This window comes from Rhizobium sp. BK529, from assembly GCF_014194105.1.
Classification (GTDB): Bacteria; Pseudomonadota; Alphaproteobacteria; order Rhizobiales; family Rhizobiaceae; genus Rhizobium.
This window is the reverse complement of record NZ_JACIAU010000003.1, coordinates 111,560-131,714: the sequence shown is the minus strand read 5'-3', so window position 1 is coordinate 131,714 and position 20,155 is coordinate 111,560. Positions and strand designations below refer to the sequence as shown.

19 protein-coding genes and 1 pseudogene are annotated in these 20,155 nt (G+C 52.8%); 18 read left to right on the top strand and 2 right to left on the bottom strand.

What is annotated here, in order from left to right:
* Positions 1–40: 40 nt before the first annotated feature.
* The 9 genes from wecB to FHX08_RS20550 are packed head-to-tail and all read left to right on the top strand — an operon-like array spanning position 41 to position 9,917.
* Positions 41–1,117 carry a non-hydrolyzing UDP-N-acetylglucosamine 2-epimerase gene (gene wecB / locus FHX08_RS20590; protein ID WP_132656347.1) on the top strand — a complete coding sequence of 359 codons (1,077 nt, stop codon included), beginning with the start codon at positions 41–43 and terminating at the stop codon, positions 1,115–1,117.
* Between the two features lie 26 nt (positions 1,118–1,143).
* Positions 1,144–2,544, top strand: a complete 1,401-nt coding sequence (locus FHX08_RS20585) for a lipopolysaccharide biosynthesis protein (RefSeq protein ID WP_165911943.1) — start codon at positions 1,144–1,146, stop codon at positions 2,542–2,544.
* Between the two features lie 15 nt (positions 2,545–2,559).
* A complete protein-coding gene (gene hisH, locus FHX08_RS20580; RefSeq protein WP_132656343.1) occupies positions 2,560–3,189 on the top strand; it encodes an imidazole glycerol phosphate synthase subunit HisH in 630 nt (209 codons plus the stop codon).
* On the top strand, positions 3,183–3,938 hold the full coding sequence (locus FHX08_RS20575) for an AglZ/HisF2 family acetamidino modification protein (protein WP_132656341.1): 756 nt from the start codon (positions 3,183–3,185) through the stop codon (positions 3,936–3,938). Before hisH ends, FHX08_RS20575 begins: the two co-directional genes overlap by 7 nt.
* Entirely contained in the window at positions 3,929–5,116 is a 1,188-nt protein-coding gene (locus FHX08_RS20570) for an N-acetyl sugar amidotransferase (protein ID WP_245508338.1), read from the top strand. Before FHX08_RS20575 ends, FHX08_RS20570 begins: the two co-directional genes overlap by 10 nt.
* A gap of 8 nt (positions 5,117–5,124) precedes the next feature.
* Positions 5,125–6,366, top strand: a complete 1,242-nt coding sequence (locus FHX08_RS20565; protein ID WP_132656339.1) for a hypothetical protein — start codon at positions 5,125–5,127, stop codon at positions 6,364–6,366.
* The gene (locus tag FHX08_RS20560; RefSeq protein WP_246698355.1) at positions 6,363–7,505 is read left to right on the top strand and encodes an N-acetyl sugar amidotransferase; all 1,143 of its coding nucleotides are present in this window, start codon (positions 6,363–6,365) and stop codon (positions 7,503–7,505) included. Before FHX08_RS20565 ends, FHX08_RS20560 begins: the two co-directional genes overlap by 4 nt.
* Positions 7,505–8,641, top strand: a complete 1,137-nt coding sequence (locus tag FHX08_RS20555; RefSeq protein ID WP_132656337.1) for a glycosyltransferase — start codon at positions 7,505–7,507, stop codon at positions 8,639–8,641. Before FHX08_RS20560 ends, FHX08_RS20555 begins: the two co-directional genes overlap by 1 nt.
* On the top strand, positions 8,634–9,917 hold the full coding sequence (locus tag FHX08_RS20550) for a glycosyltransferase family 4 protein (RefSeq protein WP_132656335.1): 1,284 nt from the start codon (positions 8,634–8,636) through the stop codon (positions 9,915–9,917). The genes FHX08_RS20555 and FHX08_RS20550 overlap by 8 nt, the downstream gene beginning before the upstream one ends.
* 210 nt (positions 9,918–10,127) lie before the next feature.
* On the opposite strand, the gene FHX08_RS20545 is transcribed toward FHX08_RS20550, so the two are convergent.
* Positions 10,128–10,349, bottom strand: coding sequence for a hypothetical protein (locus FHX08_RS20545; protein WP_184327610.1), 222 nt, complete (start codon positions 10,347–10,349; stop codon positions 10,128–10,130).
* Here FHX08_RS20545 and FHX08_RS32085 point away from each other — a divergent pair.
* The gene (locus FHX08_RS32085; RefSeq protein ID WP_132656830.1) at positions 10,348–10,854 is read left to right on the top strand and encodes an NAD-dependent epimerase/dehydratase family protein; all 507 of its coding nucleotides are present in this window, start codon (positions 10,348–10,350) and stop codon (positions 10,852–10,854) included. The genes FHX08_RS20545 and FHX08_RS32085 overlap by 2 nt on opposite strands.
* Positions 10,793–11,371: pseudogene (locus tag FHX08_RS20535) on the top strand (NAD-dependent epimerase/dehydratase family protein); the annotation flags it as partial. The gene FHX08_RS32085 and the pseudogene FHX08_RS20535, both read left to right, overlap by 62 nt.
* Positions 11,372–11,624: 253 nt before the next feature.
* Here the strand turns inward: FHX08_RS20535 and FHX08_RS20530 are convergent.
* Entirely contained in the window at positions 11,625–12,965 is a 1,341-nt protein-coding gene (locus FHX08_RS20530; RefSeq protein WP_132656329.1) for an O-antigen ligase family protein, read from the bottom strand.
* Between the two features lie 447 nt (positions 12,966–13,412).
* Here FHX08_RS20530 and FHX08_RS20525 point away from each other — a divergent pair, with 447 nt between their 5' ends.
* The 7 genes from FHX08_RS20525 (at position 13,413) to FHX08_RS20495 (ending at position 20,155) form a co-directional block, all read left to right on the top strand.
* Positions 13,413–13,793 carry a hypothetical protein gene (locus tag FHX08_RS20525; RefSeq protein ID WP_245508336.1) on the top strand — a complete coding sequence of 127 codons (381 nt, stop codon included), beginning with the start codon at positions 13,413–13,415 and terminating at the stop codon, positions 13,791–13,793.
* 279 nt (positions 13,794–14,072) lie between these two features.
* Positions 14,073–15,071, top strand: coding sequence for a glycosyltransferase family 2 protein (locus FHX08_RS20520; protein ID WP_165911942.1), 999 nt, complete (start codon positions 14,073–14,075; stop codon positions 15,069–15,071).
* A gap of 260 nt (positions 15,072–15,331) precedes the next feature.
* Complete coding sequence (locus FHX08_RS20515; protein ID WP_132656326.1) at positions 15,332–15,928, top strand: class I SAM-dependent methyltransferase; 597 nt, start codon at positions 15,332–15,334, stop codon at positions 15,926–15,928.
* Positions 15,901–17,151, top strand: a complete 1,251-nt coding sequence (locus FHX08_RS20510) for a polysaccharide pyruvyl transferase family protein (RefSeq protein ID WP_165911941.1) — start codon at positions 15,901–15,903, stop codon at positions 17,149–17,151. The genes FHX08_RS20515 and FHX08_RS20510 overlap by 28 nt, the downstream gene beginning before the upstream one ends.
* A gap of 1 nt (position 17,152) precedes the next feature.
* On the top strand, positions 17,153–18,523 hold the full coding sequence (locus FHX08_RS20505; RefSeq protein WP_132656322.1) for a Coenzyme F420 hydrogenase/dehydrogenase, beta subunit C-terminal domain: 1,371 nt from the start codon (positions 17,153–17,155) through the stop codon (positions 18,521–18,523).
* A gap of 1 nt (position 18,524) precedes the next feature.
* Positions 18,525–19,307 (top strand): hypothetical protein, encoded by a 783-nt coding sequence (locus tag FHX08_RS20500; protein WP_132656320.1) that lies wholly within the window; start codon positions 18,525–18,527, stop codon positions 19,305–19,307.
* Complete coding sequence (locus tag FHX08_RS20495; RefSeq protein WP_132656318.1) at positions 19,304–20,155, top strand: hypothetical protein; 852 nt, start codon at positions 19,304–19,306, stop codon at positions 20,153–20,155. The genes FHX08_RS20500 and FHX08_RS20495 overlap by 4 nt, the downstream gene beginning before the upstream one ends.

Here is a 20,155-nt window from a genome sequence, read left to right as displayed (position 1 = left end):
TGTATAGAGACGCCAACCCAGATCCCCGAGGCAATTCTATATGAAAATTTTGACGGTAGTGGGCGCGCGTCCGCAGTTTATCAAAGCAGCAGCAATATCACGCGTTATCCAGGATCTTGCTGATCAAGGTGTCAGGGAAGTCATGATTCACACTGGTCAGCACTACGACGAGAAGATGTCCCGGGTTTTTTTCGATGAACTCGAAATCCCAGAACCAAGATATAATCTGGGCGTGGCTGGCGGCACGCATGGCGAGATGACTGGCCGAATGCTGGCAGGTATCGAGAAGGTCCTTCTCGACGAGAAGCCAGACTGGCTTCTCGTTTATGGTGACACCAATTCGACGATAGCAGGAGCTCTTGCTGCGGCAAAAATTCACGTTCCTGTTGCGCACGTGGAAGCAGGGCTAAGATCCTTCAACATGAGGATGCCGGAGGAAGTAAACCGTGTCGTTACAGACCGGATCTCGAAACTGCTTTTCTGCCCGACTGATACTGCTGTTGAAAATCTCAAAACAGAGGGGATGACAGATAACGTCTTTAATGTGGGTGACGTTATGTACGACCAAGCGCTGTTTTTTGGAGAAAAGGCGCAGCATTCCAGGGTGCTGGACGCATATCACTTGTCGCCGGGGAACTTTATCCTCGTGACCTGTCATAGGGCTGAAAATACCGACGACAGCGCGCGTCTGACCGAAATTATCCGTGCCCTTGAAGAGCTCGCACAGCAAATCAAGGTCGTATTTCCATTGCATCCTCGCACGCGGAAGCTCTTGGACCAGTATGGTCTGTCAGAGTATATGAAAGATGTTCTGGTTACTGATCCATTGCCCTTCTTGGACATGGTCGCTTTGGAACGGTCGGCGAAAGTCATTCTTACCGATTCCGGTGGTGTGCAGAAGGAGGCGTTTTTCTATAATGTGCCTTGCATCACGATGCGGGACGAAACTGAATGGGTTGAAACCGTGGAGCTTGGGTGGAATACGATCACGGGCGCATCCCGCGACAGGATCGTAAACGCCGTTTGGGATAACGCGCCGATACGCCGTCAATCCGCAGCACCATATGGTGATGGCGCAGCAAGCAAGAGGATTGTTGCGGAAATTGTAGGCTCCTGATGAGCTTCCGATCAAACGCGTTGGCTATGCTGACAGGCACTGTCTTTGCTCAGGCGATACCGCTTATTCTGTCTCCTGCCTTGGCAAGGCTCTACTCGCCCGACGCATTCGGGCTGCAGACACTGGTGATGGGAATAACAACTATATGCGTCGTGCCCGCCACGTTGCGGCTCGATCTGGCAATGGTGCTTTCACCGGATGACGACGAGGCTAAGGACATTGCGGCCGTCATCCTTGCCCTAACGACGCTCATGGCCGCCATATTCTGTCTCGTTGCTCTGGGCTGGGGTGAGGGTATTGCCTCAGCCTTCGGTCACCCTGGAGATGCGTTGTGGATATGGATCCTCCCGCTGTTGACGATCAGCGTTGTTGGATTCCAAATCCTCTCTGCGTTCGCGTCGCGGGCGAAACGTTTTCGTACTGTCGCAACCGGCAACGTTATAAATCAAGTGAGTTACATTCTATCGGCGCTAGCTCTCGGCGCTATTGCCTCAGGCTGGACGCTGGGACTATCAATATCAAAGTTGATTGGTCAAGCGGCGGGTACGATTGGACTGCTGCGAGAGCATGGGCGCGATTTTTTTTCAGTCCTTCGTCACTTTGAGCCTTCCAAAATGCTCGGTGCAGTGAGGAGGTATTGGCAGTTCTTGGTCTTCAACACACCATATAGCCTCATAGGAAGCCTCTCGCGAGAAGCTCCGATATTGATCTTCTCCGCGACGGCTGCGGTGTCTGCGGCCGGCCTTTATGGCATGGCGCGGACGATCGTGCTCGCGCCGACATTACTGATTTCGAATGCACTGAGCCAGGTGTTCTATCGTGAAGCTGTGGCGCTGAAGGGAACCGTGCGGCTCCACGATATGACAGTCACGCTGATCAGAACCGGACTTCTTGTGACAGCGGCTCCCTTTGCTTTCTGTGCCGCGTGGGGAGATGATTTTTTCGGCGTTGTCTTTGGCTCCACTTGGCGTGAAGCCGGCGCTTTTGCGATGGTGCTCGCGCCCGCGGCATGGGTGTCCACACAAACAGGTTGGCCTGAGCGCCTGTTTGAAGTACACGGTCGCCAGGGCGTATCCTTCGCGGTCCAAATCATTGCAGATACGTCGATGATCGTAGCTTTGGCTGCTGTCCTAACTTCCACATCGTCACCATTTTGGGGCGTCGTCGCTTACGCGGTTAGCAATACGATCTATCAATTCGCATACCTCATCTCTATTTTTCGGATAGCGAAGTTTCCCCTCGGAAAGCTTAAAAGCACAATTATTGGAAGTATGCTTGCATTTGCGCTGTTTTACCTTGTGTTCATGGCTCTGAAGGCGGTAAGCGGAGCATCATTGGTATCAGGAATCTCAGCGATTGTTATAGCAGCGGTAGCTGCTCTCGCGATTGCGTGGAACTGCCGAAAAGACGTGATAGCATTTACCTAATCTAGGAAAATTGGCGTGATCATTGTTGTGGATTACAACACGGGGACAGTCGGCTCGGTCCTCAATATGCTGAAAAAAGTCGGCGCGAAGTGTGATGTTTCACGGGACCCGGAAGCGCTGCGCAAGGCAGATAAGCTGGTGCTGCCAGGGGTTGGTGCGTTCGACGAAGCCATGCGCACCCTTCATGATTATGGTCTTTATGACGTCCTCAACGAAGAAGTTATTGAAAAGCGCAAGCCCATCCTGGGCGTATGTCTTGGTGCGCAGTTGATGACGAAAAGAAGTGAAGAGGGCGTGCTTCCCGGCTTCGGATGGCTCAACGCTCACCTAGTCCGATTCAAACATACCGAAGAAGGTCGGAAAATTCGTGTTCCACATATGGGATGGAATTCGGTGACGCCAGAAGGCGAAGGCGGCGGTATTTTTGACGGCGTTGCGCAGCCGATGCGGTTCTACTTCGTCCATTCCTATCACATGATTGCGGAGGAGCCCGGAATAGAGATCGGATCCACCGTGCACGGCTACAGGTTTGCAAGCGCATTGGCGTCAAAGAATGTCGTATCTCTTCAGTTCCATCCTGAGAAAAGTCACAAGTATGGTCTTCAGGTCTACCGCAATTTTGTAGAGAGATTTACGACATGCTGAAGGCACGAATAATCCCGAGCCTCCTCCTCCGGGGCGGCGGACTTTACAAGACCGTCAGGTTCGCGAACCCTAAGTACGTTGGTGATCCCATTAATGCGGTCAAGATATTTAATGAAAAGGAAGTTGATGAGCTGATCCTGCTTGATATCACCGCGACGCCCGAAAAACGAGAGCCGAACTACGAATTGATCGGGGATATTGCCAGCGAATGCTTCATGCCTCTCTCCTATGGAGGCGCTGTCACGTCGATCGAGCAGGTTCGCCGCCTGCATCGGATTGGGATTGAGAAAATTTGCTTAAATACTGCGGCTTTTATCGATCGGACGCTCGTGAAACAAAGCTGCGACACGTTTGGAAGTTCGAGCATCATTGCGGCCATTGACGTAAAAAGAACGCTGCTGGGTCGCTATGAGGTCTGGATTAATTGCGGCAAGACTAACACCAAAGAAGATCCGGTCCGCTATGCGGCGGCCCTAGCCGATCTCGGTGTTGGAGAAATCCTCGTCAATTCAATAGACCGCGATGGGACCATGTCTGGTTACGACATTGACCTGTTGAAAAAGATTACAGGCTCCGTTAACACCCCTGTCATCGCTTGCGGCGGAGCTGGTAGCCTGGAACACATGCAACGGGCGATTGGGGAGGCTCATGTTTCCGCTGCGGCTGCGGGCAGCATGTTTGTATTCCACGGCAAACACAAAGCTGTGTTGATCAATTACCCCGACCAGTCGGAGCTGGAATGGCTTTAGAAATGAAAAATGCCGATGCTGCTGCTTTGCCTACTTCAGAAAATGCACTCACTGGCAGTGACCGAGCCTATAAGATTTGTATCCGTTGCGTCATGGATACATCCGATCCGGAAATTTCTTTCGACGACCAGGGGCTCTGCAGCCACTGCTTGCGCTATGATCGCATGGTCAGAAACATCATCGATAAGGCCGATCGCGGTGAGCGCGAAGGCGAGCTTGGTGTCATTCTGGACCGTATCAAGCATGATGGCCGCAATCAAGAGTATGACTGCATTATGGGGCTTAGCGGAGGGGTCGATAGTTCCTACGTCGCCTTCATGGCCAAGAAGCACGGATTGCGTCCGCTGGCTGTTCATTTTGACAGCGGCTGGAACTCAGAGCTTGCAGTAAACAACATTGAAAATATCGTCAAGAAGCTCAACATCGACCTTTTTACCCATGTCGTAAACTGGGACGAGATGCGCGATTTGCAGCTCGCCTTTTTCAAAGCATCGGTCGCGAACTGCGATATTCCCACCGACCATGCATTTCCAGCGATTCTCTATCGTGAGGCTGCTCGGCATAAGATCAAGTACATCCTGTCCGGTAGTAACTACGCAACCGAATTCATATTGCCATCGGCATGGGGACATCAGTCAGGCGACCTAAGGCACCTGAAAGATATCCACCGCAAGTTCGGTAGGGCTCCACTTCGGGACTACCCGACAATGGGCTTTTTTAGCCAATATATCTGGTATCCCTACGTTCGGCGGATCAAGACCGTTAAGATTCTAAACTATCTCCCATATAACAAATTCAGCGCGAAAAAGACTATTATCAAAGAATTGGATTGGCGCGACTATGGTGGCAAGCACTACGAGTCAGTATTCACGCGCTTTTTTCAGGGGTACTATCTTCCTGTAAAATTCGGTTATGACAAGCGGCGAGCGCACCTATCGTCTCTGATTAATTCAGGTCAAGCGTCACGGGAGGCTGCATTGGAAGAACTCGGCCGGCCAACGTACGACAGTGATCTGCAGCAGCAAGACAAAGCATTCGTTGCCAAAAAGTTAGGCGTTTCAGAACTGGAACTTGATGCAATCTTCGCGCAGCCCAGCAGACTATATTCTGATTACGCATCGAACGCAGCTTTGTTTGACATGGGCTTGAAGGTGAAGCGCATGTTCACTCGTCTGTAGGACAGGGCATGGTTTCGGTTCGTTCACGCAACCCGGTTTTCGTACTCTATAGCGTTTCCATGTTCTGGCTTGCGGCGATAAGCGCCGCATTCCAACTGTCCGAAGGTGGCAGCAAAAGTCTTCCTCTCGGAATACTCGCGGTTTGGTTCACCGCGGCGATTGTATATCTGGCTCTGCGATGGTTGTTTCGTGTAAGACTGCCAGTTTATTCGGCGGAAGCCAATCCGGCTAAATACACTAAAGCGGGTTTCTGGCTGTTGATTATATTGACTTTGGCATACGCTGCCGAGGTGGTGGGCCATATTTGGACACTCGGATACGTTCCCGTGCTTGAGGCGTTCAGGCAGCAAGACGACATCAAGATTTCGATCATACGCCAATCTGCATATTTTTCACTGCCGCCCTGGATGCGCTACGCTAGCGACTACAGTGTTAAGGCGCTCGGCCCCGCACTCCTGGCAATTGCATTTTACTATCGCTCAAAAATATTTTGGGCCATTCTCGCGGTCGGCTCGTTTTATTGCGTCGCCCTCTTTGTTCGAGTCTTGCCCATATACTTTCTTTTTCCTGTGATCTTTCTGGCAATATACTTGAAAGCGTGGCGTTCCGTCGCTGTTAACACAGGCATTTTAGTTCTACTAATGGGGCTTCTGACCGCGGTCTCAGCGCCGTCTATTCGCCAAAATCTTGCATTCCTCGGCGATATATTTCCAGCTGAGGAAGGTGCATTAGATCTCGATAAAAGTCTGCTACAGCCCGAGTTGACTGGCTGGAGATCCACATCCGCGAGTTATGCGTTATTTGATCGTGTCGCGATTGTCCCAGCTCGCGTTATGGATCAATGGTTTTCTGCCTATCGAGATGTCTCGAGCCGGGAGAAGGGCTGTGGCTATCGGCCGGGTGCCAAGATCCTGGGGTGCGATTATGTCCATATTCCCGAAAAGTTATATGGAAGGTACTACCCTGAGAACGTCGCTCAAGGTATGAAGGGTAGCCTTAACGCGGCGTCGTTCATGACCGAATATGCAAACTTTGGCGCCGCCGGCTTTGTGCTCGCGGGTATCTTGAGCGGCATATTCTATGCCATTGTCTCTCTGATCTATCGCGGCCATCCGTTGGCGGTGCCCTTTAATCTCTCCGCCATCATCGCGATGATGGAGACCAATTTCTTCACCGCGATAAACTCCGGATCAGGATGGATCGTTTTCACGACCGTCTTTATCCTCTTCTTTAGGCTTCTAAGGGTATGATGCTCCAGTTTTCCAGCAGCCGCCGCTACCAGATCTGCAACAGGTGCCTGATGGACACCTCCGATCCCGAGATCGCCTTTGATGAGCACGGGAACTGCAATCACTGCAATCGTTACTTCGTTCGCGTCGACGAAGAGGTTCGGCGTGGCCCGGAAGCGGAGCTCGCTCTCGAGGCATTGGTTGAACGCATTGTCAAAGAGGGCAAAGGAAAGGACTATGACTGTATTGCCGGCGTAAGCGGCGGAGTGGACAGCACCTTTGTGATTTATAAGCTCAAACAATTGGGCCTTCGTCCGTTGGCAGTGCATTTTGACAACGGCTGGAATTCGGAGTTAGCCGTCGCGAATATCAAAAATGCGCTTGATCGGTTGCAAATCGATCTCCATACTGATGTTGTCGACTGGGAGGAATTCCGTGATCTTCAACTTTCGTTCTTGAAAGCATCCGTGCCCAACTGCGAAATCCCAACCGATCACGCCATTACTGCTACATTAGTGAAGACAGCGCGCCGCAACCGCGTTCGCTATGTTGTCAACGGTAGCAATGTGGTAACGGAAGGGATACTGCCCATCTCATGGGTTTACTACAGCCACGACTTGCATCATATTCGCGCGATCCACCGGCAGTTTGGTCGTGTTCCTTTGAAAACATTCCCTCAGGTATCACTGGCATCGTTCTCTGCCAGGATTCTTTCGGGAAGCTATAAAATGGTAAATCTGCTCAACTACGTTGAGTACGATAAGGCCAAAGCTGTCCAGACTATGAAACGAGAGCTTAATTGGCAGTACTACGGCGGAAAACACTACGAGTCTATCTATACGCGCTGGTATCAGGGTTACTATCTGCCCACGAAATTCGGTTTTGACAAGCGGCGTGCGCATCTATCCGCGCTCGTCTGTGCTGGACAGCTCAGCCGCGAGCAGGGCATCGTTGAATTGGTGAAAAACCCTTATGCCGACAACGATCTCGATCAAGACATGGATTTTGTAGTGAAAAAATTTGGCCTTGATCGGGGCCAGCTTCAGCACCTAATCGACAAGCCGAACAAGAAGCACACGGATTACTCGAACAGGAATAATTTCATTGAGGGACTGTCTGGGCTGCGTAGCTACCTGAGGAACCGGGCTAAATCCGTCTGATGCTCAATATCCATATATACCCATCGCCACTTACGCATGAGAGCCGGATATTACGCATTACAGACGCGCTCGCGGAGGCTGGTATATTCGATAGTATTGAAGTGCTTGGTGTCGCGGCAGAGGGACTGCCGGCTCGCGAGGAGGTGGACGCGAAGCGTTCGCTAGTCCGTTTGTCCAGAAAGCTCCTTTCAAATCGCGACGGCTTTGTTGCCAAGTTGAGCAAAAATATCGAGTGGTCTTTAAGGGTACTTTCATATGTGAAAGGGAGGGAGGTCGCCGCAGTGAATGCGCACAGCTTGGCGGTACTTCCTCTCTGTGCCGTGGTAAGTGCCATCACCGGTGCCAAACTCATCTACGACACACACGAGCTAGAAACGGAAACATCGGGCTACAAGGGTTTCCGCCAAAAATTTGGGAAGCTGATTGAGCGAATTTTCATTCGCCGCTGCGATATGATCTTCGTCGTCAGTGACTCGATTGCCGATTGGTATGCGTTGGAATATAATCTCACTCGTCCTACCATAGTCCGCAATATACCGCAGTTTAAGGTCGACGACTCGGCAGAGAGACCAGTCTCGATTGAGCGCCTGAACCTGGATAAGAACAAGGTCCTATTTATCTACCAGGGAGGCTTCATCGCAGGTCGCGGTATTGAGAGGTTACTCGCAGTATTTGCGAAACTGCCTGAAGCCAATCTTGTGTGCATGGGGAGTGGGCCTCTGAAGGATTTGGTCGCTGATGCCGCTTCACGATACCGAAACATTTACCTCATACCCTCGGTCAAACCATCCGAGGTCCTTAATTATACGAAGGCCGCCGATGTCGGGATCTGTCTTACGGACAATTCCTGCCTGTCACATTATTATTCGTTGCCAAATAAGATCTTTGAATATCTACATGCTGGGTTGCCAATCATCGTCAACCCTCTGAAAGAGCAACGCCGTCTCGTCGAGGAAAATTCTTGCGGCTGGGTTGCACCAAAGGCTGAGGCTGAGTTTATTGATCTGATTGCGTCCATCGACCGCCAGGCGATTGAACGTTGCGGGCGCGGAGTTGCGCAGGCCAATCGGTCCCTTTCATGGGAGAGCGAAAAGAAAAAACTAGTTGAGGCCTACAAAGCGACGTCCCGTGCCTGAAAATCCCTGCATCTGGTATATCCACCCCTATGCCGGCGGCCCTGGCATTGGCCGCTACGATCGTCCCTATCATTTGTCACGTGAATGGCGCAAGATTGGCGTGAGCAGTGTCGTAATCGCAGCCTGTAACCATCATCTCCTTGACCAGCCTCAAGCCGCAGGAACGAAGGAGGTCGATGGAGCCATCTACGAGTTCATGGATACGCCAGCGTATCGGGGGAATGGTCTTCATCGGATTCTCAACATGTTTGCGCTGGGGTGGAAAATCTTGACCCGTCACCACCAGATCGCTCATCGGCATGGGCGGCCATCAGTGATCATTGCGTCCTCCCCGCATCCTTACACTTTCCTTTCGGCCTGGTGGCTCGCACGAAAGTACAAGGCAAAGTGCGTTTTCGAGGTTCGTGATATTTGGCCACTGAGCATGGTGGAGCTTGGGGGTGTCAGCGCATGGCATCCAATGGTTTTGCTCACAGGCCGGCTTGAGCGTTTTGCGTATCGTCGGTCAGACGCAGTCGTTTCGCTTTTGCCGGCGGCCGCGCCACATATGATTGCTCGGGGTCTAGAACCCGAGCGATTTCGTTACATTCCAAACGGCGTTGATCTGAGCAATATGCCGCGTAGCTGGACGGAGGAACCGGAGTGCGTGACTCTGGCGAGATTCTGGCGCACGCAAGGCTATTGCGTTGTTGTTTATGCTGGCGCCCTAGGCCGACCGAATCACGTGACAACACTCATTAGAGCTATCATCGAGCTACGTTCAAAAGGTTACGACAAAGTTCGAGCAATAATCGTCGGTCGAGGTGAAGAGAAAGACGAGCTGAAGTCGTTGATCACTTCCAATGCTCTGGAAGAAACTGTTGCGCTGTTTGGGCAGGTCCCCAAGGTCGACGTACAATCGCTACTCGCGGATGCAAGCATTGGGTACATATCACTGCGTCCCGAACCGATTCTCCGATTTGGGGTCAGCCCAAATAAGCTGTTTGATTACATGCTCGCGGCGCTTCCGGTAATCTTCGCTGTTCGTGCCGGAAATGATCCTGTTGCTGAGGCTGGATGCGGAATATCAGTAGATCCTGGCGACGTTCCGGCCATAGCGGCTGCGCTGCGAGAACTCTCATCCCTTCAAGACATCGATCTGGCCGCATTGGGGCAGAATGGTAAGGCTTATGTCGAGCGTAGGCATGGCTATGATCAATTGGCGGCAGCTTACAGGGAACTTCTGAATCCGCACGGGCCGTCACCGGATCCTCCGCGGGCGTCGTGCGGCAGTTGATCAGATTTCCTAATTCGTTGATGCAGATATGGTTGAAAACGGTTAAGTGCACAGAAGCGGCTGCCCATTTCCAGGATGATTGCGCAGAAGCGAAAAGTCTAAGGATCGTTCGCGGGTGCTGTGGGTAACTGCGGAAGCGTCAGTTATCATGCCATTGAAGATTTGATTACCAGGTGGAGGACTTGCCTGATTAAGGTTTTTCGAAGGTTTTTAGCCGCTTGTTTGCTCGCAATTCTCTATGGCGTTTTTTGTTTTATCAGTGACACGAGTGTTGGGGTTGTCATCCCGGCACTCGTCATATTGGTTGCTATCAGCTTCGATTATATTCTCAGCTTCTTCTGCTTCTTTTATCTGCTTATGGCTGCTGCGCGGGATGAAAGATGAGTTATGACTGACGAGAAAGCGATGCGATTTCGTCTGACAATCAGCCATTCCTCCATCTCGTAGAAAAAGGCTCACTAGCCAAAGCCGATTTTCTTGCCGCGTTTTAAGAAGGAGGGTTCTGTGGGGGGCAAACCGGGTCTTTATCACTGGCGCGCAGGGATTTGTCGGTCGCTCGGCGGTTAACTATTTTTTGAAACAGCGGTTCTGTGTACGGGCAGCGGTGCGTGTAGCGCCTGACGCAAGGTTCTCGAAGCGCGAGCGGGTTGAGTATAAGGTCGTCGGCGACATTGTTCAGATTTCCGACTGGAGTTCTTACCTGGACGGCTGCGAGGTCATTGTTCACCTTGCAGCGAGGGCGCACAAGACCAAAGAGGGATCCAGCGATTCAGTATCTGAGTTTGAAGAGATCAATGTTCACGCGAGTGTTAAGCTGGCGAAGAACGCAGCGGCGATGGGAATCAAGCGTTTCGTCTTTATAAAGTTCTGCCGGTGTAATGGGCGAGACGTCGTCGGCGCCGTTCACCGAAATCGATGCTCCGCGGCCCTCGAGTGAATATGCCAAAAGCAAATATAAGGCTGAGTTAGAATTAGCCTCCATTTGCGCCGCTCATGGAATGGAACTTGTCATTTTGCGACCCACTCTGGTCTATGGACCAGGCAATCCTGGAAATCTCGAGCGGCTGGACAAGCTTGTTCAGAGTCATTTGCCGCTTCCGTTCGCTGGCATTCGCAACAAACGAAGCCTTCTTCATGTTTCTCACCTTGCAAAGATAATTCATCTTGCTTCCGTTGCCCCTGACGTCGCCGGACTTACTTTCTTGGTGTCTGACGGCGAAGACCTGACGATATCCGAGATAGCAATGGCGCTTGCTGAAGCTGCGGGCGTGCGTGTACGCTTGTTTTACGTTCCGAAAGTGCTCTTGTTTTTTGTGGCATCAGTTTTTGGTAAACGAAGGGAAATCGAAAAGCTCTACGGCTCTTTTCAAATCGACAGCTCGATGATGCGAACGCGGCTCGGTGTCGATGTGCTCTCGACCAGAAAGGCGATCAAAGAAAACGTTGTGGCTTAACGGCAGAACTTCGAGTGAGTTTCATAGCGCTCTATTCTATTGCCAGGAGACCCGTGTTCTGCGCGATGTAGATAGCCATGATGAAAGCAGCGACCAGAAAGATTGCGATCAAAACCGCTCTTATGCTTCCCCGTTCGTCCATCGATACTCCTATTCCTTGCTTCCGATCTTAGGCCAGCTGTTGACCTAATGTGGTGGACGGCCCCCGCTGACCACGAAGGTGGTACGATCTGCATACGATACGGCCGACGAATTACGCTTCATGATGGTGGTTTTCTGGATGCTGTTCTTTCGGGAGATTCTTCTTCAACATGATCCCGCAGGCAAATGCGACAGCGGAGAACACGAAGAAGAACGATTCGCCGATCGCCAACCGGTTGTTAGAGTTGGACAGGATCGTTCCGAGGAAAAACAGCGTGACCATGGTGTAGGCCAGCAATGCGCTGAGGCTGATCAGCTTTTCCCTCCTGGCGGCCAGCACCCGTCTATACATGGCGACCGCCAGAACGGTGAAAACGATGATGCCAAAGAGCCCGTGGCGGACAAGCATTTCGAAGTAGCCGTTGTGAAGCAGCGTATAGGGCACGCTGGCATAGGTGGTCGAGCCCCAGATCGTAAGCCAGTGATTGCCGGCCCCAAAGAGAGGTGCCTGGGCAATCACTTCCGAAGCATTCGCCCAGAGCTGCAGCCGCTCACTCATTGCGTTCGGCGTATCGCTCGAAGCAATAGCTGCTGCAACAGCGTTCCACAGTCCGCCGCGTGCTGAAATCTCAGCAGGGATCCTTGCAGCAGCCTCAAAGGTCGGACCAGCAAATGTCCAGATACTGTTCCAGCCGCCCCAGATCCCAAGGGAGACAAGGATCAAAATGACCAGACCCGCAATAGCAGCCCGGCGTCTGTCTGCATAAAGCAGCAGCGAGGCGAGCATGAGAGGCCCGACGAGGACGAGGCTCAGCCAGACGCCTTTCGCCTTGGAGCCATATATGTTGAAAAGGCAGAGCGCGATGACGAGCGTCGCAACGACAAAGATCCAGCTGCCGGAACGGCGCGCGAGCTTGCCAGTCTCCCAAGCGTGCAGCAGCCAGTAAAAGGCACCGATCGTCAGGAAGCCGCAACCAATCGCGCCATGGATCAGGTTGTTGTGGTAAAGCGGCGAAATACGGTCGTTGCCTGCAAGGATCAGCCGGTAGTCGGTGGAGATCAGCAAGGCGGCAAGTGCCACAGGGAAATAGATCGCAAAGACAGTTTCGACATGCTTCCGGCTGCAATAAAGCGCGATGCCGACAGCTGGGAAGAACAGCGGAAAGGCGTAGAGCCAGTCGGATGCGCCCTTCTCGCCGTAGACGATCAGGCCAAAAAGGAAGCGCAGCAGCGCATAAGTGCCCCATGCAACGCAGGCGTTCGCCAGCCAGTTACGCTTCAGCAGCTGATAATTCGGCTTGAAAAACGCGAAAGTCGTGCCGATCAGCAGCAATGCGGCATAGCGATAGGTATCGCTTTCCACAATGGGAGCCGATATCAACAGCAGCCACAGGATGACAAGGACGGGCTTGAGGCGCGGGGGCGTGGCAATCGGCTCTTCGCTCGCTACCATAGAGAATACTGTACCCTTCTAGCATAATCAGCGGCGCGAAGCAGATGCGTGACGGAGCGGCGCAGTCCCTTGAATTTCTGCCGCCGGTAGTCGAGCTTCGTCGCGATCGCCGTTCGTGACTGTTCGGCCCTAGCTCTATCAGATTGTTCCTAACCGTAAAGGCTCTTGGCGCGGGCAACAGCTTCCGGACTAATGTTTGCCTTGGACTTAGCGCAGGGGATGACGGTGAATGTCCAACAGCCGTGCGCCTAATCATGACAAACCATGCTCCGCGAGCGGGTTACTAACCTCGGCCGCCGGCAGACGGATCTTGGAACCGAGGTGCGATCTGGCTTCAAGAACATCGACACTGCCGTCACTTCGCTTGCGAACGAAACCGCGAGCCTCGATCGTCGCACTGTCGACGAATCTGGCTGAGTGCAATAAGCCACAATGGTAGGCGCTGGCGTGGCGCTCACTTTCGCCGCTATGCTCGGCGGCTTGGCCTATCTCCCGATCCGCGAAGCAGCCAGCGACTTGAAGCAGTCTGTGGGCATCCTTGCCGACAAGATGGTGACGCAGAAAGAGATGAAGTGGCGAACGGCGCGAGGAGCCGAAGACCGAGCACGAACAGATGCGAGCGTGAAGGAACTTCGCAATGCCCAGGTGCCGCGGGAGGAGCTGAATAGCGTGTTCGGTAGCTACGACAAGCGCTTTGTAGACCAGCAGCGGCAGATCGATGAAATGAAGACCGCGCAGGGCTCGGTCTATGGCATAAGAGATATCCTACTCGACCTCAGAGATCGCACGGAGCGGGAGAGGCTGTCCTCGGTCCAAAACGGCGGGTAAGGACGGCATGCTCGTTCGGTGGATGGTAAGGGATGTTTAATATAGAAGCAATAGCGCCATAAATCGCAATCCACACCAAGCTCCTGCGGAATTTCCCGCATCAGATGGGGTGTTTGTATCTCGAATCCCTTTCTTCCGCGCGGCATCGGTCGATCGAATGAAGGATGTTAAAAACCGGGTCACATTCAAAAACTTCATGGACAGCTTGAACGCGACTCGGTATCGCCCCTAACGAAGTATGTTGTTCAAGCTATTTCGCGTGGGCTTATGGGGGAACAATTGCAGGCAGATCAAATATTGGGGCCTTCGTTGGTCAAAAGTCCATCCATCGCGGTAGTGATCCCCGCTTACAACGAAGAGAAGAAGATTGGTCGCACAATCGCGGCTGTCCCGGAGCGAGCGACAAGGATTTATGTCGTTAACGATGCGAGCACGGACGGAACGGCCACAGTTGTCCAAGAATACGCTCAGCGCGATCACCGCGTTGTCCTCGTCGACTTGAAGAAGAACGTGGGCGTAGGAGGTGCGATAGTCGCGGGCTACGAGCGGGTCATCGCCAGTGGAGAAGATATTGCCGTAGTAATGGCAGGCGACGGCCAAATGGACCCTGCGGATTTCGATAATGTTGTTGAGCCAGTTGCGAGCGATATCTGTGATTACGCGAAAGGGAACCGATTTATTGGTCACCGGGGTCAAATATCCGAGATCCCGAAGCACCGTTTGTTCGGAAATCTTATGCTCTCGGTCTTCACGAAGATCGCCTCTGGTTATTGGCACATAAGCGACAGTCAGAGCGGGTACACAGCAATCAATCGACGTGCGCTTTTGGCGGTTGATTGGTCGAAGTGTTATCCCAGATACGGCTGTCCGAACGACTATCTGGTTAGGCTGAACATCGCCAACATGCGTGTTGCGGATGTGCCTATCAGAGCCGTATACGGCCCGGAATGGAGTTCGCATATGCGCCCGCATCTGATCGCGTGGCCACTGTTGCGGCTTTTGCTACGTCTGTTTTTAAGCCGGATGTTTCAAAAGTATATGGTGGCGAACGGCCACCCCATCATCATCTTTTATGCAGTGTGTTTCGTTGGCTTTATCTGTAACGTGGCACTGTTGATTTATATACTGCTTAAAACGGCATTCACTGGCATCATTCCGCAGACTGCGACGATTTTATGGGGCATGAGCGGCATGGTCTCTATCCAGCTTTTGCTTCAATCATTCGAGATGGACTACCGCGATAACGAATGGCTATTCGTGCATAAGGGGGCGAAATAGTGACGAACTGCCCCATTTGCGGGTCATCAAGTACTCGTTTTTTCACCTCTCTGAACACCCCTTACTTAGCGAGAGATGAAAATTACCGGATCTACACCTGTTCGAATTGCGGTCATGGTGTGGCTGTAGGGAGGCAAGACGATCAGTATTTGGCCGAAATATATTCCGACGGCTTCCATCACTCGACTCAACAAGACACGAATGACTTGAGCGCCCCCATTTACGTCAATGCCCGGCAGAGGGTACAGTGGCTAACCTCCATGGGCCTGTCTGGTCGTTTGTTGGATATTGGCGCCGGCAAAGGGGCTTTCGTTGAGGCAGCTCAGGCCGCGTTTTCGGCCGAAGGCGTCGAGTTGTCTGAGGAAGCTGCGGCAGAAGCGCGTTCGAGGGGCATTCCCATCCAAAGTGGTGACTTTCTTGCCAAAGAGGATGATCAAACCACCTTCGACGTCATCACGTTGTGGGACGTACTCGCTGGCTTTAGGGATCCGCGGCGAGTCCTGGCGAAGTGCCGCGACATGCTCAAGGCCGATGGAACTCTCATTGTGACGGTCCCAATGGTGGATAGCTTTGTCGCCCAGGCTTTGAAGCGCTTCTGGCCCCTTATGATACCACCCGTAAATCTTCAATATTTTAGCAGAAGGTCGCTTGAGGTGCTGGGACGCAAGGAGGGGTTCGAGCTGGTAGGCTTCGAGCTTCCCAGCAAAAAAGTTGCGGCCAATTTCCTTTGCTCAAAGGCATTCCGCAGCGTCGGACTGTTTTCGTTTGCCGAGTTCTTGGGGAAGGCGGTTCCTGCCTTTCCAGTTTCCCTGAACACCAGGGATATAGCGTGCGTAACCTTCAGAAGAACGGTTTGAGTGCAATGAGACTTGTAATTACCGGCGTAACGCGCACAGGAAACCTTGGCGGGACAGCAATGCTTTGCGCCGTTGAAGACGTCCTTCGTCCCTACTTTGACGATATCGCACTTGCCAGCATCCTGCCCGAAAAGGATCGGAAGCAAGTTGGGCCGGATACGACCCGACTAGTGTCGTCCGGTTACCGGTATCTGCTTTTGCTAGCCGTACCACTATGCATTTTGTTCTGGCCATTGAGAAAGATCCGGCCGGTACGCAACACGTTGGCCCAACTGCCGCTGCTGAAAGATATTGCCGCAGCCGACGCAGTTGCCGACCTGTCCGGCATCGCGTTCGTCGATGGGCGGGGTATCCCACTACTGTATTACAACGTCGCTGTCGCTCTCCCGGCATTCTTCTTCGGAACCCCGGTCTACAAACTTTCTCAGGCGATGGGACCGTTTCGTGGCCGCTTGAATGCTTTCGCGGCGAAGTGGACATTGCGGCGTTGTGCCACGGTCGCAGCTCGCGGAAACATGTCACTCATGCACCTGAAGCAACTCGGCATTGCCAACGCTCAGTTCTGCCCCGATACAAGCTTTGCGTTGCAAATCGACGAAAGTGTCAAGCGAGCGGCCCAGGATCACATAAAGTCACAGAGCGGCTTCACGAATGACGGTCCACTCATCGTTTGCTCGCCCAGTGCGGTTGTCTTGGCTCACTGCAAGGACGCGGGCGTCGATATGGTGTCGGTCCTTACCGATACCTTCGCGTCACTGATCGCCAGTGGCAACCGCGTTGCTATGCTGCCGCACTCCATCGACAGCGGGATCCGTAAGAACGATGACCATTCGGTAGCAAGACGCATACAGCAAAGCCTACGCGAACGCGGGTACTCGGTGCCAATCCTTGACCCTTCAGGCAATCCGCGTCTTGCCCGAGCTCTTGTCGGCCAGTCGGCTGTTTTTATAGCTTCACGGTTCCATTCAATGATTGCTGCTCTTAGCCAATCAATTCCGGTCGTAACCGTTGGTTGGAGCCACAAATATGCTGAAGCCGCCGAGCCGTTCGGAATGAGCGAATTCACAATGGATTACTCTCAGCTGACATCCGAGCGGTTGATATCGATGCTTTCTGAAATGCTAATCCGGCGCGACAAATTGCATGATCAGATGAAACTCGTGTCAGCCGACGTGAGCGCCAAGGCAACCGACGGGATCAAACTCGTAGTCGGGGGCGCTTAATATGAGTGCACTGGGAACGATCTCGACCGATCAAATTCCTTCCGTTGTCAAAAACGGGCAGTGCATTGGGTGCGGTTTCTGTCAAATCGATGTCGCTCGTAGCGAAACCACCGCGCGGATCGATATGACCTTCTCGACAGAAGAAGAGATTTGGACTCCGTCGTTAAATGGCCTGATCAATGAGGCTGCGGCGGGATTACGTGTCTGCCCTGGCGCGAAAATGGACATGCAAGGAGTAGCTCAAGCGGTGTTCAACAGGCAGCCCGACGACGCACTTGTCGGCGAAAGCTTGCTTATCGCCGCCGGCTATGCCCACGACCCTTCGGTACGGCAGGCAGCTGCCTCGGGAGGTGTCACGACAGCATTGCTCGATCACCTATTCGCCCGCGGGGAGATCGACGTTGCCTATTGCAGCGCAGGCAGAGATCCTAAGCATGGAAAGGCGGTCTTGGCGCGATCTAGCGATGAGATTCGACAAGCCATGGGCTCCCATTATCACCCCATCAATTACGGGTCACAGCTTCCGGCACTGGTAGACTCTTCGGATCGGTTTGCATTTGTCGGTCTGCCTTGTGAAATCGCAGCGATGCGCGAAGTGATGATGGCGAGGCCGGACGTACGCGACCGTTGTGTTGCGTTGATCGGGCTCTTCTGTGGAGGCATCAACAGGTTTTCTGGAATCGGGAAGTATATCGAGAACTTTGGGACCGATCCGAAGGCTGTGGATGACATCGATTACCGCGACGGTGCTTGGCCAGGCCAGATCCGTTTAACGACTACGGATGGGGCGGCCCCCAAGATCATTCCGCGGATCATGAATAACTCACGGTGGAATATCCTTCGCTACGTCATTTCATTCCAGGGCTATTGGATGTTGCCTCGCTGCAGGATATGTCCTGATCAAATTGCGGATTTTGCGGATATCGCCGTAGGGGACCCGCACCTGCCTCGCTTCAAAAGCTATGGCTCGCCCGGATATTCGGCAGTTATCGCGCGAACCAAAAAGGGCCTTGAGATCATTAACGATGCAGTCGAGGCGAGCGCCGTTGTCCTTGAGCCGTTATCGCGTGATGAACTGGTCAAGAGCCAGGGGTACACTCTAGAAAATCGACGGCAGGCGCTTCTCTATTCAAAGGTGGCTTCGTTCTTAGGCATGAAGCCGCCTGAGATTTCTATCTATAAAGGCTTGCAAAACCATAAGACGTGGCATCAATACGTCTACGCGTTCGTCGACCTGATCAAGATCAAAGTCCGTCAGCGCAAATGGCTCAGGCCATTCTATATGCCCCTTCAGATTTTCGAGTATCTTTTTCTGACCTTCTCAGTAAGGGTTCTATTGAACAGGTTGGGAAAGCTCGCGCGAGGGAAGTAGAATGTCGTTTTTACTGTCCGAGTACCAAGAACTGCTCGGCACCATCGAAAAGAGCGGACGAATACCTTGTGGCGTCCTAGAGTTTTTTGAAGCGGGCCCGGATGACAAATCCGGCTCGAAACTAGTGCTGCGCCATGATGTTGATAGGCTCGCCGATCGCGCTGTTACTATGGCGGAGTTGGAGAAGGCCGCAGGCGTGAGCTCCACTTATTATTTCCGCTGCACCCGAGACGGACGCTTTCCCGCTAAGCAGATCGAGCTCGTCGCGAACTTGGGGCACGAAACTGGTTACCATTATGAGTGTCTTTCCGCCATGAAAGGCGATCGAGGAGCAGCCCTGTCAGCGTTTGAGAGAAACCTGTCGAATCTCCGACAGATTGCCCCTTGCAGCACCGTGGCTATGCACGGCGCGCCCCTTAGCCGCTTTCATAACCAGGAACTGCTTGTCGGAAGAGACCTTGGTGAATTTGACCTGAAGGCAGACGCGTCGCTTTCGTTTGCTACGATCGAATTGGCTTACTTCACCGACACCGGTGGTCGATGGAATGCCTCAGCTGCTGAAAACTTTCGGGATCGCGTTGGCCTATCGCGCGGCTGGTCGCCGCCGCCTTCGGCCAACGAATTTCCGACTTGGCTGCGTTCCTACAGGAATCCGGTCTATATCTCCACACATCCCGAACGTTGGAATTCGTCCCCGGGCAAATATGCGTTCGCGTTATGCAAAGATATTGCGATTTCGCGCGTGAAGAGGGCGATCAAGCTCTTTCGCAGTGTTTCGACTTGAATAGGGCCGTTATCAAGCGCTGGGCGGCCAGAATTTGGCTTCTGCTTCTCGTCGCGTTTCTGGTCTTGGCCCTGAAATCGCAAAAGCTATCGTTCGAATACATCGCCGAGCATATCTCTCTGAGTACCTTCGTTCTTTCCTTAGCGCTTATAATCGCGGGAAAGATCCTAGTAATTTTGCTTGTTCGAGGCGTTTTGCGCTCATCGGGCGAGGATAGGGGGCTGGCGTTCGCATGGTATGCCTACTCTAGGGCCGATATAGCGAAATACATTCCGGGTGGGATATGGGGGCTCACAAGCAGGCTAGCGATCTATCGTACCGCAGGTATTGGTTTTACAAAAGGCGGAAAGCTCCTCCTCGCCGAGACCGGGATTTTGATCGTTGCCAGTTTTGCCAGTGGAGCATCGTTTATTGCGGTAAGCGAGTTCTCGATGATCTCATGGGCTACCTGCGGCGTTGCCGCGTTTTTGTTCATTTACGGATTCAGCAACCTAGTCGTGCCAATGGCGACAAAGCAGGACGCCACCATCATAACACTGCAGCAGGTCTCCGCTTGGATATTGTTCGGATTAAGCTTTGCAGTGGTGGTTCCAGACGCGGAGGCGTTCTGGGCTCAATTGGCCGGGATATTCAACGTCGGCTTTGCTGCGGGAACGCTTGCAATTTTCGCTCCATCGGGCATTGGTGTGCGCGAACTCGTTGTTGGCTTCCTGGCAAGTCGAACTGGGGATCTGAGCGTTCAAAACCTCATCGAGCTCTCTCTCTTGCATCGAGCTGTTTGGATTGTGGCTGACCTGTTGGTGTTTGTGCCAACGCTATTGCGGCCATATGCAGTCCCGGAAAAATAA

Coding starts and splice junctions, on each gene's coding strand:
- FHX08_RS20585 (WP_165911943.1), top strand. CDS start 1,144: ATGCTGACAGGCACTGTCTTTGCTCAGGCGATACCGCTTATTCTGTCT.
- FHX08_RS20515 (WP_132656326.1), top strand. CDS start 15,332: ATGGGCCTGTCTGGTCGTTTGTTGGATATTGGCGCCGGCAAAGGGGCT.
- FHX08_RS20565 (WP_132656339.1), top strand. CDS start 5,125: ATGGTTTCGGTTCGTTCACGCAACCCGGTTTTCGTACTCTATAGCGTT.
- FHX08_RS20500 (WP_132656320.1), top strand. CDS start 18,525: ATGTCGTTTTTACTGTCCGAGTACCAAGAACTGCTCGGCACCATCGAA.
- FHX08_RS20530 (WP_132656329.1), bottom strand. CDS start 12,965: ATGGTAGCGAGCGAAGAGCCGATTGCCACGCCCCCGCGCCTCAAGCCC.
- FHX08_RS20505 (WP_132656322.1), top strand. CDS start 17,153: ATGAGTGCACTGGGAACGATCTCGACCGATCAAATTCCTTCCGTTGTC.
- FHX08_RS20555 (WP_132656337.1), top strand. CDS start 7,505: ATGCTCAATATCCATATATACCCATCGCCACTTACGCATGAGAGCCGG.
- FHX08_RS20570 (WP_245508338.1), top strand. CDS start 3,929: ATGGCTTTAGAAATGAAAAATGCCGATGCTGCTGCTTTGCCTACTTCA.
- wecB (WP_132656347.1), top strand. CDS start 41: ATGAAAATTTTGACGGTAGTGGGCGCGCGTCCGCAGTTTATCAAAGCA.
- FHX08_RS20575 (WP_132656341.1), top strand. CDS start 3,183: ATGCTGAAGGCACGAATAATCCCGAGCCTCCTCCTCCGGGGCGGCGGA.
- FHX08_RS20545 (WP_184327610.1), bottom strand. CDS start 10,349: ATGGCTGATTGTCAGACGAAATCGCATCGCTTTCTCGTCAGTCATAAC.
- FHX08_RS20560 (WP_246698355.1), top strand. CDS start 6,363: ATGATGCTCCAGTTTTCCAGCAGCCGCCGCTACCAGATCTGCAACAGG.